We start from the raw sequence: 20,660 nt of genomic DNA on the forward strand, positions 1-20,660 counted from the left end.
CACCACCGCCCACCACCGCCCGGCCCGGCCCGGCCCGGCGTTAGCCTTGATGTCGGAAAACCGCCAGCCGCCGGGGATCACGCCCCGGATCCTGGAGCCATGCACACCGACACCGAGCGCTGCGTAAGGGCCGTGCAGTCGAAGGACGCCCGCTTCGACGGCTGGTTCTTCACCGCCGTCCTGACCACCCGGATCTACTGCCGGCCCAGCTGCCCCGCCGTGCCCCCCAAGGTCGAGAACATGACCTTCCTGCCCAGCGCCGCCGCCTGCCAGCAGGCCGGGTTCCGGGCGTGCAAGCGCTGCCGGCCCGACACGAGTCCCGGCTCCCCCGAGTGGAACGCCCGCGCCGACGCCGTCGCCCGGGCGATGCGGCTGATCCAGGACGGGGTCGTCGACCGCGAGGGCGTCCCGGGCCTGGCCGCCCGCCTCGGCTACTCCACCCGCCAGGTCGAACGGCAGCTGGGCGCCGAGCTCGGCGCCGGCCCCCTCGCCCTGGCCAGGGCCCAGCGCGCCCAGACCGCCCGGCTGCTCATCGAGACCTCCGAGCTGCCGATGGGCGACGTCGCGTTCGCCGCCGGCTTCTCCTCCATCCGCACCTTCAACGACACCGTCCGCGAGGTCTTCGCCCTCTCGCCGAGCGAGCTGCGCGACCGCTCCGTGAAGGCCGGGCGGAAGAAGGACGCCCCGCCCCGGATCCCCGGGACGATCAGCCTGCGGCTGCCGTTCCGGGCCCCCCTGAACCCCGACAACCTCTTCGGGCACCTCGCCGCGACCGCCGTCCCCGGTGTCGAGGAGTGGCGCGACGGCGCCTACCGCCGCACCCTCCGCCTCCCCCACGGCACCGGCGTCGTCGCCCTCACCCCGCAGCCCGACCACATCGGCTGCCGGCTCGCCCTCACCGACCTGCGCGACCTGACCATCGCCATCAGCCGCTGCCGCTGGATGCTCGACCTCGACGCCGACCCCGAGGCCGTCGACGAGCAGCTGCGCTCCGACCCCCTGCTCGCGCCGCTGGTGGACAAGGCTCCCGGCCGCCGGGTCCCCCGTACGGTCGACGCGGCGGAGTTCGCCGTACGGGCCGTGCTGGGGCAGCAGGTGTCCACCGCGGCGGCGCGCACGCACGCCGCCCGGCTCGTCACGGCGTACGGGGAGCGCGTCGAGGACCCGCTGGGCGGGCTGACGCACCTCTTCCCGTCGCCGCAGGCGCTGGCCGGGCTCGACCCGGAGTCGCTGGCCCTGCCGCGCAGCCGGCGGGCCACGCTGACCACCCTGGTGTCGGCGCTGGCCGACGGTTCGCTGCCGCTCGGCATCGACAGCGACTGGGACGCGGCCCGGGCGCAGCTCTCGGCGCTGCCCGGCTTCGGCCCGTGGACCACCGAGGTCATCGCGATGCGGGCGCTCGGCGACCCGGACGCGTTCCTGCCGTCCGATCTGGGCGTCCGGCGCGCGGCGCAGGGGCTCGGTCTGCCGTCCACCCCCTCCGCGCTGACGGCGCGGGCCGCCGGCTGGCGGCCGTGGCGCGCGTACGCCGTCCAGTACCTGTGGGCCACGGATTCCCACCCCATCAACCACCTGCCCGGCTGAGGAGCAGCAGTCATGCGAGACACCGTGAAGAGCAGCAAGCAGCACACCGTCGTCGACAGCCCGTACGGTCCGCTCACCCTGGTCGCCGTGGACGGCGTCCTCAGCGGCCTGTACATGACCGGGCAGCGCCACCGGCCGGCGGAGGAGTCCTTCGGGGAGCGGGTGGCCGCCACGGAGGAGCCCTTCCCCGAAGTGGTGCGCCAGCTGACCGCCTACTTCGCCGGGGAGTTGACCGCGTTCGACCTCCCGCTGCGCCTGGAGGGTACCGAGTTCCAGCGCAGTGTCTGGGACCAGCTCGTGCGGATCCCGTACGGCGAGACGTGGTCGTACGGGGAGCTCGCGGTGAGGCTGGGCAAGCCCAACGCCTCGCGCGCGGTGGGTCTGGCGAACGGGAAGAACCCGGTCGGGATCATCGTGCCGTGCCACCGGGTGATCGGTGCTTCCGGCAGCATGACCGGCTACGGCGGCGGGGTCGAGCGCAAGGTGCGGCTGCTGGCCTTCGAGGCCGGTCAGGGCCTGACGTCGTAGAGGACGTTGAAGGGGTCTTCGGTGGGGGAACGGGTGACCTCGCCGAAGCCGGCTTCGGTGCACAGGGCGCGGACGGTCGCCTCGGGCAGGCCGCAGGTGCCGAGGGCGGCGCCGTCGTCGGCGAGGGACGTGGTCATGCAGTAGAAGACGCTGAACCCGTACATCAGTGAGGCGGCCGGGCCCACGTTGTCCTCGGGACGGTCGCAGGAGTTGACCTCCAGCATGAGGTAGTCGCCGTTGTCCTTGACGGCTGCCCTGATGGCGGCCAGCAGGCCCCGCGGGTCCGCCGCGTCGTGGATGACGTCGAAGGTGGTGACGATGTCGTACCGGTCGGGAAGGCCCTGGACGACGTCGAGCGTGCGGAAGGCGACCCGGTCGGCGACTCCTGCCCGTTCGGCGTTGGCGCGGGCGCGTTCGACCTGGGCCGGGAAGACGTCGAAGCCGGTGAAGCGCGAGCGCGGGAAGGCCTTGGCGAGCACGATCAGGGCCCGGCCCGCTCCGCAGCCCACGTCGGCGACGTGGCTGCCGCGTTCGAGCTTGCCGATGACGTGCGGGAAGGTCGAGAGCCAGTCGTCGATCATGACGCTCTCGAACCAGCTGCCGGTGAAGCGGCTCATGCCGTCCCACACGGCGGGCGGGTAGGCGGCCTGTCGTACGCCGCCGCCCGTGCGGAAGGCCTCCACGAGTTGTTCGTAGGGCTGCCAGAGGCCGGGGAGCATCTGGTGGACGCCGCCGAGGAACATGGGTCCGGACTCGTCGGCGAGCGCGGGGGCGTGCTCGGGCGGCAGGACGAAGGTGCCCGGTTCGGGTTCGGCGAGGTAGCCGGCCGCCGTGAGGCCGCGCAGCCATTCGCGGACGTAGCGTTCGTTCAGCTCCAGCCGGTCCGCGAGGTCGTGGCTGCGGGCCGGGCCGCCTTCGGCGAGGGCCTTGAACAGGCCGAGCCGGTCGCCGAGGGCGCACAGGGCCGTGGCCATGGCCCCGCTCAGGTCGCCGAGCGCCCGTTCCATGAAGGCTTCGACCTCGGCCCTGTCCGGTTCCTGGGGTGCGGCCATGCGTGGTGCTCCTGAGGGATCGGCTGCGGCCACGTCGTGCGGCCCGGACCCTCCAGGCAAGCACCCGGGTGGCCTCCGGTGGGGCCGCCGCAGCGGCGGCGGGGCCGAAGTCACTCCAAGGAGTCGGCGACATACCGTTCCGAATGCGGATATACAGGAGCACCTGTATGAAAGAGGTACCGCTACACGATCGGAGCCGGGCATGGACGACTATCCGCTGCTGAACCTCTTCTGGACGATGCTGTGGCTGTTCCTCTGGATCATGTGGTTCTTCCTGCTCTTCAAGATCATCACGGACATCTTCCGTGACCCCACGCTGGGCGGCTGGGGCAAGGCGGGCTGGCTGATCTTCGTGCTGATCCTGCCGTTCCTCGGCGTGTTCGTGTACCTCATCGCCCGCGGGAAGAGCATGACCGAGCGGGAGATGAAGCAGATGCAGGAGAACGAGGCGGCCTTCAAGAGCTACGTCCAGCAGGCTGCGGCCCCCGGCGGCGGTTCGGCGGACGAGCTGCACAAGCTCTCCGCCCTCAAGGACAAGGGTGACATCACCCAGGAGGAGTTCGACCGCGCCAAGGCCAAGCTGCTGGCCTGACCCGGAGTCAGACCACGAGGAGGGGGACCAGCAGTGCGAAGGCGGCGCCGGCCTCCACGGCGTAGCCGTAGAGCGAGGGGTGCTGCACGGGGGCGGCGAGCAGCACCACGCTCTGCTGGGCGGCGGCCGCCGCCACCCAGTCGGCGTCGGCGCCGAGCGTGCCCTCGTACCAGCCTTCGCAGGCGCCGGGGCCGGTGACGGCGAGGAAGTCGTCCTCACGGCGGTAGAGGGCCCGCCACTGGGAGGCGGGCGTGGCCCAGCCCTCGAAGTCGGCGAACAGGGACCAGCCGCCCTCGCGTATCGCGGTGTCGAAGAGCCACACCGGCGTCCCGTCGGGGGTGACCTCACCACCGGCCTGCTCGTCCGTCGTGAAGTGGACCATGGGCAGGGCGTCCGGCCCGTCGGCCGTGCTGGGCCAGGCGTACATCGTGATCATCTTTTGATTCTGTCCTGGTCGAAGGGAGCCGGGTGTTCAGGGGGTGGCCGGGGGCCGGCCGTTCTCCAGTTCCGCGGTGCCCTCGCCCGACCGGAGGACCCGGCAGGCCTCTTCGGCGCGCCGTCCCAGCGATCCGGGCAGGTAGGCGGTGAGTTCGGCGGGGTCGACCAGCCGCCACGAGATCAGTTCCTCCTCCTGGAGCCTGATCGAGGCGAACTGGGCCTCGTCGAGCACGCCCCCGTCGTAGAGGTAGGCGACGAGCGGCGGGCGGTCGGGGCCGATCGTCCAGTCCACGGCGAGCAGGCGGCCGAGCGGGACGTCGATGCCGATCTCCTCGGCGCTCTCCCGGCGGGCTGCGGTGCGCGGCGACTCGCCCTGGTCCGACTCGATGGTGCCGCCCGGCAGGGCCCAGCCCTCACGGTAGTTGGGCTCGACGAGCAGGACCCGCCCCTCGGCGTCCCGGTAGAGGGCGGCGGCGCCGGCCAGCACCCGGGGCAGGCTCGCGATGTACGTGGCGTAGTCATCCGTGGTGGTCACCCGGCCACCCTATCCAGGGGGCCGCCGGCCGGCCGCCCGCCCCTGTTCGCCGACGGCGTCGCCGGCCATGGCCCGGACGGCGTCCCGCACGCCGTGCGGGGGATGGTGGCGGGCCGGCCCCGCGCCGGGGTCCTCGCGGAGCTCCTTGAACAGGGCCCAGCAGAGCAGCAGCATGACGACGACGAAGGGCAGCGCGACCAGGATGGTGGCGGTCTGCAGGGACTTCAGACCGCCCGCGAGCAGGAGCACCGCGGCAACCGCGGCCATCAGCACGCCCCAGGTGACGACGAGCCAGGTGGGCGGGTGGAGGGAACCGCGGCTGGTGAGGGAGCCCATGACGAGGGAGGCGGAGTCGGCGCTGGTCACGAAGTACGTCATGACGAGGATCATGGCGAGCCACGAGGTGAGCGCGGACAGCGGCAGCGCGTCCAGCATCGCGAAGAGCGAGGCCTCGGTGCCCTCCTTGAGTTCGGCCGCGAACTCGACGGCACCGGTGGAGTCGAGGCGGATGGCGGTGCCGCCCATGACGCAGAACCAGACGACGGTGGCCCCGCTGGGCACGAGCAGGACACCGATGAGGAACTCGCGGATGGTGCGGCCCCGCGAGATGCGGGCGATGAAGGTACCGACGAAGGGCGCCCAGGACAGCCACCACGCCCAGTAGAAGATCGTCCACGCGCCGAGCCAGGCGCTGTCGGTGAAGGCCCCGGTGCGGCTGGCCATGGGCAGCAGCTCGCTCAGGTAACCGCCGACGCTCGCCGGGATGACGTCGAGGACGTAGACGGTGGGGCCGAGCAGGAAGACGAACACCATCAGCACGGCGGCGAGCACGATGTTGCTGGTGCTCAGCCATTTCACGCCCTTGTGCAGGCCGGAGAAGGCGGAGAGCACGAAGGCCGCCGAGAGCGAGCAGATGATCACCAGCTCGACGGTGGTGGAGTCCTCGATCCCGGAGGTGATGCTGAGGCCTTTGGACACCTGGAGCGCGCCGAGGCCGAGGCTGGTGGCGGTGCCGAAGACGGTGGCGAAGACGGCCAGCAGGTCGATGGCCCGGCCGGGCCCGCCGTCGGCGCGCTCCCGGCCGATCAGGGGGACGAAGGCGGAGCTGAGGCGGTTGCCGCGGCCCTTGCGGAAGGTCGCGTAGGCGAGGGCGAGGCCGGCGATGCCGTAGATGGCCCACGGGGTGAGGGTCCAGTGGAAGAAGGAGTACTCCATGGCCGCGAGGGCGGCCGCGCCCGTGCGGGGGGCCGCTCCGGAGGCGGGCGGCGGGGCCAGGTAGTGGGTGAGCGGCTCCCCCACCCCGTAGAACATCAGGCCGATGCCCATGCCGGCGCTGAACATCATCGCGATCCACGACAGGTTGGTGAACTCGGGCTCGGAGTCGTCCGCGCCGAGGCGGATCCGGCCGAAGCGGCTGATCGCCAGGACGACGCACATGACGAGGAAGACGTCGGCGGCGATCACGAACAGCCAGGCGAAGTTGTTCAGGACCCAGGCCAGCGCGGTGCTCGACGCGGTGTCGAAGGAGTCCCCGCCGAGGGCCGCCCAGGCGACGACGGCCAGCACGGCCGGCACTCCGACCGCGATGACGGTGTGGTCGGGGGCGCCGTCCACGGGGCCGCCGGGGCCCCCGCCCGGGATGTCCGGACGTGGCTGATCCAGTGATTCGGCGCTCATGCGGCCACACTATGCAGGCGTATATCCGTATTTAGAGGCATGGCACGCCGGGTGTGGCCCAGGCCACTCATGGGCATAGGAGGATCCTCCGGATAAGCTCATGGCGGCGCGACTGCACTGTTCGATAGCAAGGGATAGCAAGGTGACGGACGGAGCAGTAACTGAGGCCGCGCGCGTGCTCATCGCCGCGGACAAATTCAAGGGCTCGCTCACGGCCGTTCAGGTCGCGGAGCGGGTGACGGCCGGCCTTCGCAGGGCCGTACCGGACGTGGAGATCGAGACCCTCCCCGTCGCGGACGGCGGCGACGGCACGGTCGCGGCCGCCGTGGCGGCCGGTTTCGAACGCCGGGAGGTACGGGTCACCGGGCCCCTCGGTGACCAGGTCACGGCCGCCTTCGCGCTGCGCGGGGGGACCGCGGTGGTCGAGATGGCGGAGGCCTCCGGCCTCCAGCTGCTGCCGGCGGGCACCTTCGCCGCGCTGACGGCGACCACGTACGGCTCGGGCGAGGTCCTCAAGGCCGCGCTGGACGCGGGCGCCCGCTCGATCGTCTTCGGCGTCGGCGGCAGCGCCACCACGGACGGCGGCGCCGGGATGCTGGCGGCGCTCGGCGCGGTGTTCCTGGATGCGAACGGCGAACCGGTCGGTCCGGGCGGCGGCGCACTGGCCGATCTGGCCTCCGCCGACCTGTCGGGCGTGGATCCGCGTTTCGCGGAGGTCGACTTCGTCCTGGCCAGCGACGTGGACAACCCGCTGACCGGGCCCAAGGGCTGCGCGGCCGTCTACGGCCCGCAGAAGGGCGCCTCGCCCGAGGACGTGGCGACGCTCGACGCGGCGCTGGCGCACTACGCGCAGGTGCTGGAGAAGGCGATCGGTCCCAAGGCGGCCGAGCTCGCCGCCTCCCCCGGCGCGGGCGGCGCGGGCGGCATCGGCTACGGCGCGCTGCTGCTGGGCGCGAGCTTCCGGCCCGGCATCGAGCTGATGCTGGAGGTGCTGGGCTTCGCGCCGGCGCTGGAGCGGGCCACGCTGGTCATCACCGGGGAGGGCTCGCTGGACGAGCAGACCCTGCACGGCAAGGCCCCCGCGGGCGTCGCTGCGGCCGCACGCGCGGCGGGCAAGCCGGTCGTGGCGGTCTGCGGAAGGCTCCTGCTGGGCCAGGAGGCCCTGGAGGGGGCCGGTATCCGCAAGGCGTACCCGCTGACGGACCTGGAGCCCGACCCGGCCAAGTCCATCCCGAACGCGGGTCCCCTCCTGGAGCAGGTCGCGGTGAACATCGCCGCCGACGTCCTCTGATCCACCCCGGCCCATCGGCCCGGTTCCCCGCCCCGGGGGCCGGGCCCCGGCCGTTCCCCCGGGCGGGGGCCGGGGCGCGGGGACCGTCCGGTCACGCCCAAAGCCCGGGACAGTGTTAGAAAGGGCTCATGACCGGACGTTTTGGTCGACAGCCGACCGGGAGGGGTTCGCGCATGTCCGCGCGCCTGTCCCGGGGGGCGCACAGCGTCGCCGGTCAGGTCTTCGCCCTCCAGGCGGTGATCGTGGTGCTGCTGATCACCGCCGCCGCGCTGGCCCTGGTCTTCCAGGCCCGCTACGACAGCCAGCGCGACGCCCGCAACCGTTCGCTGGCCGCCGCCGAGGCCTTCGCGCACGCCCCCGGCCTCCCGGAAGCGCTGCTGTCGCGGGATCCGACGGCCGTGCTCCAGCCGCTGGCCGAGGGCGCCCGCAGGGCCTCGGGCCTGGACTTCATCGCGGTGATGGACCTCCGTGGGGTCCGCTACACCGACTCGCGGCCCGAGCTGATCGGCAAGCAGGCCTCGGACGTCTCCCGGGCCGTCGCCGGCGAATCGTTCACCCAGGTGTTCAAGGGGCAGCCGAGCGACGCCGTGCGGGCGGTGGTGCCCGTACGGAACGCGGACGGCGACGTCATCGGCCTGGTCGCCACCGGGATAGACGTCGAGAACGTCACCCACGCGGTCGAGGGGCAGCTCCCGCTCCTCGTGGGCGCCACGGCGACCGGTCTGCTGCTCGGTACCGCCGGTGCCGCCCTGGTCAGCCGGCGGCTGCTGCGCCAGACCCGGGGCCTGGGCGCCGCCGAGATGAGCCGGATGAACGAACACCACGAGGCCGTTCTGCACGCCGTGCGCGAGGGCGTGCTCATCATCGGCAACGACCAGCGGCTCATCCTGGCCAACGACGAGGCCCGCAGGCTGCTCGACCTGCCGGAGGACGCCGAGGAGCGCGCCGTCGGCGACCTCGGTCTCGATCCGCGCACGACCGAGCTGCTCGCCTCGGGCCGTGTCGTGACGGACCACGTGCACCTGGCGGGCGACCGGCTGCTGGCGGTCAACGTTCGGCCCACCATGGCGTACGCGGGGCGGCCGGCGGGCCGTGTGGTGACCCTGCGCGACTCGACCGAGCTCGCCTCGCTCTCCGGCCGGGCCGAGGTCGCCCGCAGCCGCCTGCAGCTGCTGTACGACGCGGGTGTGCGGATCGGCACCACGCTGGACGTGGCGCGGACCGCCGAGGAGCTGTCGGAGGTGGCCGTGCCGCGCTTCGCCGACTTCGTGACGGTGGAGCTGCTGGAGCCCGTGCTCCGCGGGGACGAGCCCTCCGTCGGCGGCGTGTACAGCGAGATGCGCCGGGCGGCCATCACCGGTGTCCGCACCGACTCGCCGCTGCAGCCGGTCGGCGACCTGATCCGGTTCGAGGTGCCGACGGCCCCGATGGCGGCCGCCCTGGCCGCCGGGCACGCGGTGCTGGCGGCCGATCTGAACGCGGCCATGGGCTGGCGGGCGCAGGACTCCCAGGGCACCCGCGTGGCCCTGGAGTACGGGCTGCACTCGCTGATCTCCGTACCGCTCCAGGCCCGCGGGGTGGTCCTGGGGATGGCCAACTTCTGGCGCGCCGACACCCCGGAGCCCTTCGACGGGGAGGACCTGTCCTTCGCGGAGGAACTGGGGGCGCGGGCTGCCGTCTCCATCGACAACGCGCGGCGTTTCACCCGGGAGCACGCGATGGCGGTGACCCTCCAGCGCAGCCTCCTGCCCCGGATGCTGCCCGACCTGAGCGCCGTGGAGGTGGCTTCCCGCTATCTGCCGGCGACGGCGGGAGTGGGGGGCGACTGGTTCGACGTGATCCAGCTGCCGGGTGCCCGGGTGGCGCTGGTCGTGGGCGACGTCGTCGGTCACGGGGTGCACGCCGCGGCCACCATGGGCCGGCTGCGGACCGCGGTGCACAACTTCTCCACCCTGGACCTGCCGCCCGACGAACTGCTCGGGCACCTGGACGAGCTGATCAGCCGGATCGACCAGGACGAGGCCGGCGGCTGGCGGACGGACGGGGCCCCGAACGGGGACGGGAACGCGCACGCGAGCGGGGACGGGAGCGGGGCGGGCGGGGAGGATCCCGAGCCCGGCACCGCGGCCGGGCGCAACTCCGCCGTCACCGGCGCCACCTGCCTGTACGCGGTCTACGATCCGGTCTCCGGGCGGTGCCGCATGGCGAGCGCCGGACACCCCGGGCCCGCGCTGATCCGCCCCGACGGCCGGGTGGTGTTCCCCGAGCTGCCGGCCGGGATCCCGCTCGGCGTGGGCGGGATGCCCTTCGAGGCGGCCGACTTCGAGGTGCCCGAGGGCAGCCGGCTCGTGCTGTTCACGGACGGCCTGGTGGAGGGCCGCGACCGGGACTTCGACACCGGACTGCGGCTGCTCGCCGACACGCTGTCGCGGCCCGGACGCAGCCCGGACCAGGCGGCCTCGGAGGTGCTCGACGCGTTGCTCTTCCCGGTGCCGAGCGACGACATCGCCCTGCTGATCGCGGACACGCGCCGGCTGGAGGCGGACCGGATCGCCGAATGGGAGGTGCCCGGTGATCCCTCGGCCGTCTCGCGGGTGCGCAACGCCGGCTCGGCGCAGCTCGTCGAGTGGGGCCTGGAGCACCTCGCCTTCCCCGTGGAGCTGATCCTCAGCGAGCTGGTCACCAACGCGATCCGGTACGGGAGCGCGCCCGTCCGGGTCCGCCTGCTGCGTGACCGGAGCCTGATCTGCGAGGTCTCCGACGGCAGCAGCACCTCCCCGCACCTGCGGTACGCGGCCACCACCGACGAGGGCGGGCGCGGGCTGTTCCTGGTCGCGCAGTACGCCGAACGGTGGGGCACGCGGTACACCGACCGCGGGAAGGTCATCTGGGCCCAGCTGCCGCTGACCGGGGGCGCGGAGCCGCAGCCGACGGCGCCGCTGGACCTGGACGCGCTGGAGGACATGGCCTGGTGAGCCGGGCGGGCCGCCGGGGGCAGCCCCGGGCGGGCGCCGGCGGGCCGGTCAGGCCGGCCGGGAGCGGGCCAGCAGCATCGCCACGTCGTCCTGCTGCGCGCGCGGGAGCAGCCGCCGCAGGATCTGGTCGCACAGCCCGTCCAGGGGCTGCTCCACGCCGTGCAGGGCCGCTCCCAGCTGCTCCATGCCCTGGTCGAGGTCGCGGTCCCGGGCCTCGATGAGTCCGTCGGTGTAGAGGACGAGCAGGCTGCCCGGCGGCAGGCGCACCTCCTCGGTACGGAAGTCCCGCCCGCCCGCGCCCAGCGGGGTCCCGGGCGGGCCGTGGAGGAAGGTGACGGTCCCGTCGGTGGCGACGACGGCGGGCGGCGGGTGGCCGGCCCGCGCGATCACGCAGGTCCCGGACGCCGCGTGGTGGACGGCGTACACGCAGGTCGCCATCTCGTCCTCGCCCAGGTCGGCGACGACGGCGTCGAGGGAGCGCAGGAGCTGCGCGGGGGGTACGCCGTGGCGTGCGAGGGTCCGTACGGCCGTGCGCAGCTGGCCCATGACGGCCGCCGCGTGGATCCCGTGCCCCATGACGTCCCCGATGACGAGGCCGGTGCGGCCTCCGGGCAGCGGAATGGCGTCGAACCAGTCCCCGCCGACGTCGTGGGCGCTGGCGGGCAGGTAGCGGCCGGTGAGTTCGAGGCCGGGGACCTCGGGCAGGGCGCTGTTGGTGAGGCTGCGCTGGAGGGTCAGGGCGGCCTGGCGCTGGCGGGTGTACATGCGGGCGTTGTCGATGTTGAGGGCCGCGCGGGCGACGAGCTCGTCGACGAGGACGCACTCCTGCTCGTCGAAGGGCGGGCGTTCGCGCGTCCGGGTGACGGTGACGGCGCCCAGCACGGTGCCGCGGGCGACGAGCGGGACCAGTCGGGCGGATCCCAGAGTGGCCAGGTAGGCGCGCAGCGCGGCGGCGCGGGGGGAGGTGATCAGGGCGGGGATGTCGGAGACGTAGAGGTTCAGGGGCAGGCCCTCGGTGACGACCCGCTCGTAGACGGTGCCCGCGGGGATCTGGAAGGTCTGGCCGGGGGCGAGCTTCGCGGTGGGGGCGTTCGGGTCGGGGAAGCGGGCCGCCAGGCGGCGCAGGACCCCGCGGGTGGACGCCGCGGGCGCCGCGCCCTCGTCGGGGCCGAGGACGGATTCCAGCAGTTGTACGTCGGCGGAGTCGGAGAGCTGCGGTACGAGCTGTTCCACGATCTCCTGGGCGGTCTGGTGCAGGTCGAGGGTCGTGCCGATGCGTGCACCCGCCTCCGCGAGCAGGGCCAGGCGGTGCTGGGCCAGCTCGGCCTCGGCCTGGGCCTGCTGGCTCTCGGTGATGTCGATGAGGGAGGCGATCACGCCGAGGGCCCGGCCGGAGCCGTCCAGGAGGGGGGCGTAGGAGCAGGACCAGGTCCGGTCGTGGTCGGGGTCGGCGGGCGTCCGCCCGGTGCGGCGGACGTCGACGACGGCCGTGCCCCGGTCCAGGACCTGCCGCATCGTCGCCTCCAGGGCGACGGCGTTGACGCCGGGGACCACTTCGGTGAGCCGTTTGCCGAGGTGCTCGGCGGCGGAGACGCCGTTCATGCGGGCCAGCGCGTCGTTGACCCGGAGGAACCTCAGGTCGGGACCGAGGGTGGCGAGGCCGATGGGCGACTGGGTGAAGAGGCTCTGCAGGGCGGCCAGGGAGTCGCGCATGTGGAGGACCTCGGAGGTCTCCACGGCGATGAGCAGCGCTCCCATCCGCCCGGTGGCGTCGACGGCCGGGACGATCCACATCTCCATCACGACGCGGTGCCCGTCGCGGTGGCGGACGGGCAGGGTGCCGACGACGCTCTCGCCGGCCTGGACGCGCCGGGTCAGCTGGTCGGCGAGCTCGTGGTTGGCCTCGGGCACGAGGACGGAGGCGCCGGGGCGGCCGATGATCTCCTCGGGAGGGTGCCCGAGGAGGTCCTGGGCGGCCAGTGACCACTCCACGATGCGGCCGTCGGCGTCCTCCCGCCACAGGGCGATCGGTAGCAGCTCGCGGAGTACGCCCGCGTAGCCGACAGCCGCCGCCGGCGGGTCCGGCACCGCGCTCGTCGACTGGTATGTGTCCACACGACCTCACCCCGGGGGGCCTGATTCCTACCGATTCACCCTATCCGAGGCGTCGGCGCAGGGCTCTGCGTCGCCCGGAGGGGCGGGTAAGGACCAGTACCTCGGCGGGAGCGGCGGGAAACCGGGTACCGGGAAACGAGGCGGTAAAACCGCGTGCGGTTCGTGCCGGAGTCCGTTCGGTGGCCGCGGGCGGGCCGGGAACGGTCCGTGGCTCCCGGCCCCGACCCCTCACGCGTGGGCCATGAGCTCCTGGACCCCGCCGCTGATCACGGCGGTCACCGGGATCCCCGCCCGGTCGATCAGGCCCGCGGCGACGGTGGCCCGGCGGCCGCTGCCGCACACCACCCAGATCTCCCGGTCCCGGGGCAGCTCGCCGATCCTGCGGGGCAGTTCGGCCAGGGGCACGGCGAGCGAGCCGGGGATGCCGCCCTCGGGCCGGTCCGGCCGCACGTCGAGCAGGAGCCTGCCGTCGAGGTGCCCGGCCGACGCGGCGGCGTCCGCGGTGCGGAAGGTGCGCAGCGGGCGGCCTGCGGCCGTCCAGGCGCCGGTCCCTCCCGCCAGGTATCCGGCGACGTCGTCGTATCCGATCCGCAGGAGCTGGACCATCGCCTCGTGGGCGGCGTCCCCGGCCGGTTCCGGCAGGACGAGGACCAGGCGCGTGCCGAAGGGGACGACCTCGCCGACCAGGCTCGCGAAGCGGTCGTCGAGCTCGTCGCAGATCGAGTCGGGCAGATGCCCGGCGGCGAAGGCGGTCCGGTCCCGGCCGTCGACGATCTGCGCGCCGCCGCCTGCGAGCCCCTCCACCATGGCCGGGGTGAGCGGGCGGAGGGTGGGCGGGCCGCCGAGCACCCGTGGGCCGTGCCCGTTGATGGGCCCCATGTGCCGGTAGTAGGCGGGGTACGGGGGCAGGCCCGACATCCGGCCCCGGACGAACTCCTCCTCGTCCTGGGCGGTCAGTACGGGGTTGCTGCGGCGTTCCGCGCCGACCGTGCTGGTCCGCTCCCCCGACACCGGGCCGGCCGCGCAGGAGCTGCCCGCGCCGTGCGTCGGCAGGACACGGGTGCCATCGGGGAGCAGGGCGAGCCGGCGCAGCGTCCGGTACTGGGCCCTGGCGAGTTCCTCCGTACGGCCGCTGCCGGACAGGTCGGTCCGGCCGGCGTTGCCGACGAGGAGGCTGCCGCCGGTGAAGACGGCCGACGGGGCCCGGTCCGTGTCGTCGAAGACCAGGTAGGAGGTGTGTTCGGCGGTGTGGCCCGGGGTTTCCACGGCCCGCACGGTGACGTCGCCGACGCGGATCTCGTCGTCCTCGGCCATGGGCAGGTGGTCGAAGCCGTAGGGTGCCCGGGCCGGTCCTGCGACCGTGGCGCCGGTCGCCGCCCTGACCTCCAGCGCACCGGAGACGTAGTCGTTGTGCACGTGCGTCTCCAGGACGTAGCGGATTCCGACGCCCTGGGCGGTACAGGACTCCACCAGTTCCCAGACGTCCCGTTGCGGGTCGACGAGGGCGGCCTCGTCACCGCTCACGAGCAGGTAGCTGGTGTCCCCGAGCGACGGGGTGGCGATGACCTCGATCGTCGCCTCGGAACCGTTCATACGACCACCACCTCGACGGAGGCCACGGGATTGCAGCCGTAGCCACGGGCGTTCCACGGGGCCTGCGGCGGCTGTGCGTCGCCGCGGGCGTCGGTCGCGCGGGAGAGCAGCCGGTACGGTCCCGGCTGCTGCGGGGTCCACCGGTAGGACCAGCTGCTCCAGGCGTAGGGCCCGGCCGGCGGTTCGAGGACGGCTTCGTGCCAGCCCCGGACGTGGTCCGGGTCGCTGCCGTCGTCCTCGTGCGCGGCCCGCACCTCGACCCTGCGGACGGGCACCCCGTCGCCCGACCAGGCGTGGCCGCGGACCAGGGTCTCGTGGCCCCGGCGCACGTCGTCGTCCGGTGCGGGCTCGGTGATCAGCGACTTGACCCGCAGGGTCGTCACGGGTCCTTCGGGGGTGCCGCGCGGGTCGACGTAGAGGTACTCCTCGGCCTGGAAGACCCCGGCGAAGGGGCCGGTCACGGCCCGTGCCCCGACGAGCCACTTCACATCGGCGACGGCGTACCGGCCGGGGACCAGCAGACGGACCGGGGCGCCGTGCTCGGGGGTGAGCGGCTCGCCGTTCATGCGCGTGGCGAGGAGGGTGTCCGGGTGGCGGGCCACGGCGAGCGGGAGGCTGCGTTCGAAGGGCGTCCGGCGGCCGCGGACCGTGCCGGAGTCGGCTCCGGTGAAGACGACCTCGACGGCCGCCGGGTCGATCCCGGCGCGGTCGGCGAGGAGGTGGAAGGGCACGCCCGCGAAGTGCGCGCAGCCCACCGCCCGCTGGCTCCAGGGCACGCCGGGCGTGGTGGGGCGCATCAGGCTGCGGCCGTTGCCCGCGCATTCGACGACGACGTCGAGCTCGCGGTGTTCCAGAGCGAGGAGCTCTTCGTGGCCGATGGAGAAGGCGGTGGCCACGGCGCCGCCGATCCGCAGCCGCCACCGGCCGGGGTCGGGCGGCGGGATGCGGAAGTGGTCGCGTACGAAGAGGGCCCCGCCGGGGGTGACCGGCTCGGCCAGCGCGGCCGACGGGGTCTGGGCGTTGTACGGGTCGGCGGTGACCGTCTCGGGTGCCCAGACGGTGGCGCCGGGCCCTCGGGCGACCCGGAAATCCGGCGCTGCTGTCATGGCCACACCTCCCGTCGGCCCGGTGCGGTGCGCGACGCGAATTTCTTCCAGCCTACGTCCGTGAACCCCTTGACTCAGGACGAATAGGGAGGAGACTCATCAATACACCGGATCACCGGAAAGAGCCGCACCTCCCTCAGGAGACGTCCTGGGGTTCGAGTGACTACTCTCCAGGCTCTGGCCAGGCCCCCGGCAGCACCTGTCGACCACGGGAGCCATCGGCGACGGCGGATGGCTCATGGCAACGACGGACTGCCGGGGACTGTCATGTCGACGGACTGCCGGAAACTGTCATGTCCAGGAACACGCGAGGGTGGGATCCCGAGCGTTGCCCTCGCAGATGCGCACGGGACCGGTGATCGCTCCTCGGTCTCAGGCGAGCTCGCGGGGGCGGGGCACCTCGGCTGTGTCGAGGACCGCCGCGATCCCCCGGGCCAGGCACGGGATCCGGTGGGCCGGGATGCCGGCGATGTTGATCCGCCCCGAGGTCGTCCCGTAGATGGCGTACTGCCTGCGCAGCCGCAGCATCTGGTGCGGGGTCAGCGGCAGCATCGAGAACATGCCCTTCTGCCGGGCCAGCGAGCGGGCCTGCTCCGTGCAGCCGAGATTGCCGAGATGGGCGGTCAGGTCCGCCCGGTTGGCCATGATCCGGCCGCGCATCACGTCCAGCTCGGCCCGCCAGGAGGCGCGCAGCCCCTCGTCCTGGAGGATCGTGGTCACGACGGCGGCGCCGTGCTCGGGCGGCATCGAGTACAGGGTGCGGGCGGCGTTCTGCAGGGCCGTCTCGGCGTGCCGCACGGCCCGGGCCGAGGCGCCGAGCACGATGGCGCAGCCGACGCGGTCACTGTAGAGGCCGAAGTTCTTCGAGCAGCTCACGGCGATCAGCATCTCGGGCACCCGGGAGGCCAGCATCCGCGTGGCCAGCAGGTCGGCCTCCAGGCCGTCGCCGAGACCGTGGTAGGCGAGGTCGACGAAGGGCACCCAGCCACCGCGCAGGGCCGACTCGGCCAGCGCCTCCCAGTCGTCGAGCAGGGGGTCGACGCCCGACGGGTTGTGGCAGCACCCCTGGAGCAGGACGACGTCGTCGCGTCCTGCGTCCGCGAGCTCCCGCAGCACGCCGGCCGTGTCGAAGCCGCCCTCGGCGTCGCGCCACCCGTAGGTGCGGACCTCGAGCCCGGCGGCCTCCAGGATCGGCCGGTGGTTGACGTAGGCCGGGTCGCTGATCCACACCGTGGCGCCGGGGCGGGTGCGGAAGACCAGGTCGGCGAGGAGGCGCAGCGCGCCGGAGCCCGCGACGGTCTGGACGGCCGCGGCTCGCTCGGCGGGCCCGTCCGGCCCCAGGACCAGGTCGAGCAGGGAGCTGTTGAAGGCGGTGTTGCCGGACAGCCCGCGGTACTCCTTGGACTCGGAGCGCTGGGCGAGCCGGATCTCGGCTTCGCGGACGGCGGCCATGACGGGGGTGGACCCGCTCTGGTCCCGGTAGACGCCGAGGACGAGGTTCAGTCGTTCGGGCCGCTCGTCGCCGCCGAACTCGTACGTCAGGTCCCACAGCGGGTCGGTGGGCGGCGTGGGAAGGAGCTCAAGCATCTGCGGGGACCTCGGGTCGGGGGCGGCGGTTGGCGAGGACGACGCCGGCGGTGATGAGGGGCACGCCGACGAGGACGGCGACCGTGGGTGTCTCGCCGAGCAGGGGGATCGCGAGCAGGACCACGGCGACGGGGCTGAGGCTGCCGACGACGGAGCTGCGTTCGGCGCCGAGGCGGCGGATGGCGAAGGCGTAGAGCAGGCCCGCGCACAGCCCCACCCCGAGACCCTGCACGACCAGGAACAGTGCGATGTCGGTGCCCGCGGCGTGCGCGATACCGGTGGGAAGGACTCCGGTCAGGACGAGCAGTCCGATGATCACGAAGGAGGGCAGGCACAGCAGCCCGATCGATCCGACGGGATCGAGGTCCACCTCGCGCAGCCCCACGGTGTAGAGGGCCCACAGGCCGCTGGCGACCAGGAGGATGCCGGAGCCCGCGAGGACGTCGGTGTCCACGGGGACGACGTAGCGCCAGACGAGGGCGAGGACACCGGCCGCGATCAGCGCGAGGCCGACGGCCTGCGTGCCCCTGGGGACGCCGTGGCCGCGACGGATCATGATCAGGGAGACGAAGAGCGGGACCATGCCGGGGACGATGGAGCCGACGAAGGCCGCGGAGGTCAGCGCTCCGCCGTGCATCGCGGCCAGGAAGAAGGGCACCCCCGCACCGCAGACGATCTTCAGGGCGGGGCCCGGCCGCACCGCGGCGATGGCGCGGCGGCGCCGCCACAGGGCGGGGAGGAGCAGGACGAGGGGGAGGCCGAACCGCAGCAGTGCCGCGTCGGCGGGCAACAGTGAGGAACTGCTGAGGGCACGGGCGCTGAGCGCGAACGCCGCCCAGATCGACACCGTCACCAGCAGTGCCAGCACGCCCTGGGCCTGGGGGGAGAGCCCGCGCCGGCCGGGGTGTCCGGCGCGCGGGCCCGCCGCAGCGGGAGCCGGGGTCGCCCGGGTGGTGTGCGTCGCGACCAAGGGATCCACTCCAGCCTCCGGAACACGGACCGGTCCGGTCCGCTCGAGGGCAACGTTAGGGCTTCGGCCGGGGCAGCCGATTGCCAGTTCTGCCTCTCGGACATACGTTTGGGGCAGGATCTGCCAAGGAGTGGCCATGGACGCAGTCGATCTGCAGATAATCCGGGAATTGCAGACAGATGGGCGTCTTTCCAACCAGGAGCTGGCCGATCGCGTCCGGCTGTCCCCGTCGCCCTGCCTGCGCCGGGTCCGGCGGCTGGAGGCGGCGGGCCTGATCCGCGGCTACACGGCCATGGTCGACCAGGTCGCCTTCGGGCTGCCCGTGACCGTCTTCGTCCGGATCCGGCTGGAGCGGCACACGGCGGAGGCCGTGCGGCTCTTCGAGGAGCACGTCGCGGTCATCGAGCACATCCAGGACTGCTACCTGATGGCGGGGAGCAGCGACTACCTGCTCCGGGTCGTCATCGAGGACCTGGAGGCGTACGAGGCGCTGGTGCGCCACCGGATCCACGCCATCCCCGGGATCGCCTCGATCGAGTCGAGCTTCGCGTACGGCAGCGTCAAGCAGACCAGGACCTATCCGCGCCCGGCGCCGGGCACACCGCGCCGGCCGGTGTGAGCCCCTACCGGGTGGCTTCGACCGCCGCCTCGAAGGCGGCGTGGGCGGCTTCGTCGAAGAGGACGAAGCGCACCTCCTCGACGTCGGTGCGGGCGGCCAGGACCGTACGGACCGCGATCCGCGCCCCGTCGTCCACGGGCCAGCCGTAGATGCCGGTGGAGATGGCCGGGAAGGCGACCGTACGGGCGCCCAGCTGGTCGGCGACGCGCAGCGACTCGCGGTAGCAGGAGGCGAGCAGCTCCGACCGGTCCTCCTCCCGCGACCAGACGGGACCGACCGTGTGGATGACGTGTCCGGCGGCCAGCCGGCCGGCGGTGGTGGCGACGGCCCGGCCCGTCGGCAGGCCCTTGCCGTAGTGGCCGCGCCGCAGGTCCTCGCAGGCCGCGAGGATCTCCGGGCCGCCCTTGCGGTGGATGGCGCCGTCGACCCCGCCGCCGCCGAGCAGCGAGGAGTTCGCGGCGTTGACGATGGCGTCGGCCTGCTCGGCGGTGATGTCGCCGCGGACCAGGGTGATGCGGACCATGGGAGTCCCTTTCGCGGGTGGGCCGAGGGAGGGGTGGTCTCAGGCGGCCTTGCGCAGGTGGCGCCAGACCGCCTTGGCGGCGTTGTGACCGGACATGCCGTGGACGCCCGGGCCCGGCGGGGTCGCCGAGGAGCAGAGGAAGACCGCCGGGTGGGCCGTCGTGTACGGGGAGAGGCTGAGCCGGGGGCGCAGCAGGAGCTGGAGGCCGGAGGCGGCTCCGCAGGCGATGTCCCCGCCGATGTAGTTGGGGTTGCGGGCGGCGAGCTGGGGCGGGCCGGCCGTGGCGCGGGCGAGGACCAGGTCGCGGAAGCCCGGGGCGAAGCGCTCCAGTTGGCGTTCGACGGCGTCGGTGAGGTCGCCGTCCCAGCCGGCGGGAACGTGCCCGTACGCCCAGAAGACGTGCTTGCCCTCGGGGGCCCTGCCGGGGTCCGCCAGGCTGGGCTGTGCCGTGATGAGGAACGGGGCGCGGGGTGCCCGGCCGCCGGAGGCGAGCTGCAGGGCGGCGTCGATGTCGCGCATGCGCGGGCCGACCTGGACGGTACCGGCGCGGCGCGGTTCCTCGGCCGTCCACGGGACCGGGCCGTCCAGCGCATAGTCGATCTTGAACACGCTGGCGCCGTACCGGTAGCCGTCGTACGCGCGGCCCAGGCGGGCGATCCTGGCCAGCGCGGTCGGCGAGGTGTCGAAGACGTAGGCGCGCGCGGGCGGGAGGTCGTCGAGCCGCTTGACCTCGAAGTCGGTGTGGATCGACCCGCCGAGGTCGCGCAGGTAGGAGGCGAGGGCGTCGGAGATCGACTGGGAGCCGCCGCGGGCCATGGGCCAGCCGCCCGCATGGGCGGCGAGGGCGAAGACCAGGCCGACGGCACCGGTCCCGATCCCGCCGAGCGGGGCGATGACGTGGGCGACGAGCCCCGCGAACAGGGCCCGTGCCCGTTCGTCCTGGAAACGGCGCAGCAGCCAGGTCGAGGGCGGCAGCCCGGCGAGCCCGAACCGGGCGAGGGTGACCGGGTCGCGGGGCAGTGCGGTGTTCGGCAGGGACATGAAGTCCCGGGCCAGGGTGTCCCACCGGCCGAGGAAGGGCCCGACCAGACGCCGGTAGGCGCCCGCGTCGCGCGGCCCCAGCGACGCCGCCGTCTCCGCGACGGAGCGCGAGAGGACGGCGGCCGTGCCGTCGTCGAAGGGGTGCGCCATGGGCAGCGGGGCGTGCAGCCACTCCAGGCCGTACCGCTTCAGCGGCATCGTGGAGAAGACCGGCGAGCCGGCGCCGAGCGGGTGCACCGCCGAGCAGGGGTCGTGCCGGAAGCCGGGGAGGGTGAGCTCCTCGGTCCGGGCGCCGCCGCCGACCGTGTCGGCGGCTTCGAAGACGGCAACGGAGAAGCCGCGCCGGGCCAGTTCGACGGCGGCCGTCAGCCCGTTGGGCCCCGCCCCGACCACGACCACATCGAAAATCGACGGCACTTGCGACTCCTTCGTTT

General features: G+C 73.5%; 17 protein-coding genes. 6 read left to right on the plus strand and 11 right to left on the minus strand.

Features of this window, described 5'->3' with window-relative positions:
- Positions 1–99 precede the first annotated feature (99 nt).
- The gene (locus IH80_RS0133235; RefSeq protein ID WP_030965411.1) at positions 100–1,584 is read left to right on the plus strand and encodes an AlkA N-terminal domain-containing protein; all 1,485 of its coding nucleotides are present in this window, start codon (positions 100–102) and stop codon (positions 1,582–1,584) included.
- Positions 1,585–1,596: 12 nt separating this feature from the next.
- Positions 1,597–2,112 (plus strand): methylated-DNA--[protein]-cysteine S-methyltransferase, encoded by a 516-nt coding sequence (locus tag IH80_RS0133240; RefSeq protein ID WP_030965412.1) that lies wholly within the window; start codon positions 1,597–1,599, stop codon positions 2,110–2,112.
- On the opposite strand, the gene IH80_RS0133245 is transcribed toward IH80_RS0133240, so the two are convergent.
- Positions 2,094–3,164 (minus strand): class I SAM-dependent methyltransferase, encoded by a 1,071-nt coding sequence (locus IH80_RS0133245; RefSeq protein ID WP_030965413.1) that lies wholly within the window; start codon positions 3,162–3,164, stop codon positions 2,094–2,096. The two genes, IH80_RS0133240 and IH80_RS0133245, sit on opposite strands and share 19 nt — an antisense overlap.
- Positions 3,165–3,366: 202 nt before the next feature.
- On the opposite strand from IH80_RS0133245, the gene IH80_RS0133250 reads away from it, so the two are divergent.
- Positions 3,367–3,756 carry an SHOCT domain-containing protein gene (locus IH80_RS0133250; RefSeq protein WP_030965415.1) on the plus strand — a complete coding sequence of 130 codons (390 nt, stop codon included), beginning with the start codon at positions 3,367–3,369 and terminating at the stop codon, positions 3,754–3,756.
- A 7-nt stretch (positions 3,757–3,763) separates the two neighbouring features.
- Here IH80_RS0133250 and IH80_RS0133255 read toward each other — a convergent pair whose 3' ends face one another.
- Genes IH80_RS0133255 through IH80_RS0133265 form a run of 3 tightly spaced genes read right to left on the minus strand, consistent with a single transcriptional unit; the run spans position 3,764 to position 6,406 of the window.
- Positions 3,764–4,192, minus strand: a complete 429-nt coding sequence (locus tag IH80_RS0133255; protein WP_030965416.1) for a hypothetical protein — start codon at positions 4,190–4,192, stop codon at positions 3,764–3,766.
- Positions 4,193–4,228: 36 nt separating this feature from the next.
- Positions 4,229–4,729 (minus strand): NUDIX domain-containing protein, encoded by a 501-nt coding sequence (locus tag IH80_RS0133260; protein ID WP_030965417.1) that lies wholly within the window; start codon positions 4,727–4,729, stop codon positions 4,229–4,231.
- A 9-nt stretch (positions 4,730–4,738) separates the two neighbouring features.
- Positions 4,739–6,406: a BCCT family transporter gene (locus tag IH80_RS0133265; RefSeq protein WP_051810216.1), complete on the minus strand. Its 1,668-nt coding sequence runs from the start codon at positions 6,404–6,406 to the stop codon at positions 4,739–4,741.
- A gap of 142 nt (positions 6,407–6,548) precedes the next feature.
- Here IH80_RS0133265 and IH80_RS0133270 point away from each other — a divergent pair, with 142 nt between their 5' ends.
- Complete coding sequence (locus IH80_RS0133270) at positions 6,549–7,697, plus strand: glycerate kinase (protein WP_030965420.1); 1,149 nt, start codon at positions 6,549–6,551, stop codon at positions 7,695–7,697.
- 173 nt (positions 7,698–7,870) lie between these two features.
- Positions 7,871–10,672 carry a SpoIIE family protein phosphatase gene (locus tag IH80_RS0133275; RefSeq protein ID WP_037881871.1) on the plus strand — a complete coding sequence of 934 codons (2,802 nt, stop codon included), beginning with the start codon at positions 7,871–7,873 and terminating at the stop codon, positions 10,670–10,672.
- 48 nt (positions 10,673–10,720) lie between these two features.
- Here the strand turns inward: IH80_RS0133275 and IH80_RS0133280 are convergent, their stop codons facing one another.
- From IH80_RS0133280 to IH80_RS0133300, 5 genes are all read right to left on the minus strand, one after another.
- Positions 10,721–12,787: a SpoIIE family protein phosphatase gene (locus tag IH80_RS0133280; protein WP_030965422.1), complete on the minus strand. Its 2,067-nt coding sequence runs from the start codon at positions 12,785–12,787 to the stop codon at positions 10,721–10,723.
- Positions 12,788–13,015: 228 nt separating this feature from the next.
- Positions 13,016–14,380: an MBL fold metallo-hydrolase gene (locus IH80_RS0133285; RefSeq protein WP_030965423.1), complete on the minus strand. Its 1,365-nt coding sequence runs from the start codon at positions 14,378–14,380 to the stop codon at positions 13,016–13,018.
- On the minus strand, positions 14,377–15,486 hold the full coding sequence (locus tag IH80_RS0133290; protein ID WP_051810217.1) for a molybdopterin-dependent oxidoreductase: 1,110 nt from the start codon (positions 15,484–15,486) through the stop codon (positions 14,377–14,379). The genes IH80_RS0133285 and IH80_RS0133290 overlap by 4 nt, the downstream gene beginning before the upstream one ends.
- Before the next feature lie 372 nt (positions 15,487–15,858).
- Positions 15,859–17,073 (minus strand): aromatic amino acid transaminase, encoded by a 1,215-nt coding sequence (locus IH80_RS0133295; RefSeq protein ID WP_030965426.1) that lies wholly within the window; start codon positions 17,071–17,073, stop codon positions 15,859–15,861.
- Positions 17,066–18,043 (minus strand): DMT family transporter, encoded by a 978-nt coding sequence (locus IH80_RS0133300; RefSeq protein WP_234432464.1) that lies wholly within the window; start codon positions 18,041–18,043, stop codon positions 17,066–17,068. The genes IH80_RS0133295 and IH80_RS0133300 overlap by 8 nt, the downstream gene beginning before the upstream one ends.
- A 136-nt stretch (positions 18,044–18,179) precedes the next feature.
- Here IH80_RS0133300 and IH80_RS0133305 point away from each other — a divergent pair, with 136 nt between their 5' ends.
- Positions 18,180–18,662 (plus strand): Lrp/AsnC family transcriptional regulator, encoded by a 483-nt coding sequence (locus IH80_RS0133305; RefSeq protein ID WP_030965428.1) that lies wholly within the window; start codon positions 18,180–18,182, stop codon positions 18,660–18,662.
- Positions 18,663–18,666: 4 nt separating this feature from the next.
- Here IH80_RS0133305 and IH80_RS0133310 read toward each other — a convergent pair whose 3' ends face one another.
- Positions 18,667–19,185 carry an O-acetyl-ADP-ribose deacetylase gene (locus tag IH80_RS0133310; RefSeq protein WP_030965430.1) on the minus strand — a complete coding sequence of 173 codons (519 nt, stop codon included), beginning with the start codon at positions 19,183–19,185 and terminating at the stop codon, positions 18,667–18,669.
- Between the two features lie 39 nt (positions 19,186–19,224).
- Positions 19,225–20,643 (minus strand): phytoene desaturase family protein, encoded by a 1,419-nt coding sequence (locus IH80_RS0133315; protein WP_030965431.1) that lies wholly within the window; start codon positions 20,641–20,643, stop codon positions 19,225–19,227.
- Between the last annotated feature and the right edge of the window lie 17 nt (positions 20,644–20,660).

It is taken from the genome of Streptomyces sp. NRRL S-378 (assembly GCF_000720645.1).
Lineage (GTDB): Bacteria > Actinomycetota > Actinomycetes > Streptomycetales > Streptomycetaceae > Streptomyces.

What these genes read in the sequence shown, in the direction of transcription:
- IH80_RS0133235 (WP_030965411.1), top strand. Translation starts at nt 100, where the DNA reads ATGCACACCGACACCGAGCGCTGCGTAAGGGCCGTGCAGTCGAAGGAC.
- IH80_RS0133240 (WP_030965412.1), top strand. Translation starts at nt 1,597, where the DNA reads ATGCGAGACACCGTGAAGAGCAGCAAGCAGCACACCGTCGTCGACAGC.
- IH80_RS0133245 (WP_030965413.1), bottom strand. Translation starts at nt 3,164, where the DNA reads ATGGCCGCACCCCAGGAACCGGACAGGGCCGAGGTCGAAGCCTTCATG.
- IH80_RS0133250 (WP_030965415.1), top strand. Translation starts at nt 3,367, where the DNA reads ATGGACGACTATCCGCTGCTGAACCTCTTCTGGACGATGCTGTGGCTG.
- IH80_RS0133255 (WP_030965416.1), bottom strand. Translation starts at nt 4,192, where the DNA reads ATGATCACGATGTACGCCTGGCCCAGCACGGCCGACGGGCCGGACGCC.
- IH80_RS0133265 (WP_051810216.1), bottom strand. Translation starts at nt 6,406, where the DNA reads ATGAGCGCCGAATCACTGGATCAGCCACGTCCGGACATCCCGGGCGGG.
- IH80_RS0133275 (WP_037881871.1), top strand. Translation starts at nt 7,871, where the DNA reads ATGTCCGCGCGCCTGTCCCGGGGGGCGCACAGCGTCGCCGGTCAGGTC.
- IH80_RS0133285 (WP_030965423.1), bottom strand. Translation starts at nt 14,380, where the DNA reads ATGAACGGTTCCGAGGCGACGATCGAGGTCATCGCCACCCCGTCGCTC.
- IH80_RS0133290 (WP_051810217.1), bottom strand. Translation starts at nt 15,486, where the DNA reads ATGACAGCAGCGCCGGATTTCCGGGTCGCCCGAGGGCCCGGCGCCACC.
- IH80_RS0133295 (WP_030965426.1), bottom strand. Translation starts at nt 17,073, where the DNA reads ATGCTTGAGCTCCTTCCCACGCCGCCCACCGACCCGCTGTGGGACCTG.
- IH80_RS0133305 (WP_030965428.1), top strand. Translation starts at nt 18,180, where the DNA reads ATGGACGCAGTCGATCTGCAGATAATCCGGGAATTGCAGACAGATGGG.
- IH80_RS0133310 (WP_030965430.1), bottom strand. Translation starts at nt 19,185, where the DNA reads ATGGTCCGCATCACCCTGGTCCGCGGCGACATCACCGCCGAGCAGGCC.